This is a genomic window from Synechococcus sp. H55.10, from assembly GCF_047502715.1.
Lineage (GTDB): Bacteria > Cyanobacteriota > Cyanobacteriia > Thermostichales > Thermostichaceae > Thermostichus.
The window spans coordinates 1-1,100 of sequence record NZ_JANSJJ010000059.1; the positions used below are offsets into that span (position 1 = coordinate 1).

Sequence of the window (1,100 nt, forward strand, 5' to 3'; positions counted from 1 at the left end):
TTCCGGTTCCGGCATATTCTCTCCTCAAAAGAAGAGGTGGGAAACTTGCTCACTGCCCACCAGCATACCCTAGCCGTGGAAACTGGCAGCCGGGGTATCTTGACCTACGATCCCTACGTCATCCTGGGAGCTGTGTCCACCCCAGGGATCCGGAAGCGTTTCCCGGCACCCCAGAAGAGGGGAAGGTTGATAGCAGGGATCCCTTTGGGTTATCCCAAGAGGTATCTGCACATCCTGCCTCTAGGGGTACTCCAGGCTATGGCCCTCTCTCCTGTTCGCCTTACCCCTTCTCTCCCCCCCATCCGATGGGAAAAACTGCCGCAAGACTTTCCGCTGCCGGATGAGCCTGTGGAAAGCACCTTACAGCCCCTTTTGGCTGCTGCCCTGCGCGAGGCTTTGGAACTGGCTCAGCTTATCCCCGCCGAGGCTTTGATCGCTTCCAACTTTGGCCTGTGCAGCACTGTCGGGGACAAAGTGGTGGTGAAAGCCCCCGACTGGCTGTACGTGCCCAGGGTGCAGCCGCTGCCCGAAGGAGAGATTCGCCGCAGCTATACCCCCCACTTGGAGGGGGATCCCCCGGCCATTGTGATGGAATTTATCTCCGAAACCGAGGGTGGCGAATACTCGATTAACCCCCACTACCCCTACGGGAAATGGTATTTCTACGAGCGCATTTTGCAGGTGCCTGTTTACGTCATTTTTCATCCCAAAACCGGCGAGCTGGATGTCTATCGCCTGGAAGACGGTCGCTATGCCCCTGCCTCGGCTGAGGAAAACGGTCGCTATTGGATCCCGGAGATCGGCTTGTTCTTGGGGGTGTGGCGCGGACAAAAAGCGGAAACCAAAGCCAACTGGTTGCGGTGGTGGACTGCCGACGGGAATTTGCTTCTGTGGGGAATTGAACAAGTAGAGCAGGAGCGACAGCGGGCCGAAGCGGCAGAGGCAGCCCTCGCCCAAGCCCGTCAGGAGCAGCAGCGCCTAGCCGCAAAATTGCGGGAGTTGGGCGTCGATCCTGAGGCAATCGACTAGTAGGTGCGCCCGCGCCAAGAGCGGGGGCGACTGAGGGCTGACAAGATCACCCGCAGGACAGCCAAGGGATC

General features: G+C 59.1%; 1 protein-coding gene. It reads left to right on the top strand.

Annotation, left to right across the window (positions count from 1 at the left end):
• Positions 1–1,029 (top strand): Uma2 family endonuclease (locus NW858_RS04845; protein WP_414427066.1); only part of this gene is annotated, 1,029 nt, incomplete at its 5' end.
• Positions 1,030–1,100 lie beyond the last annotated feature (71 nt).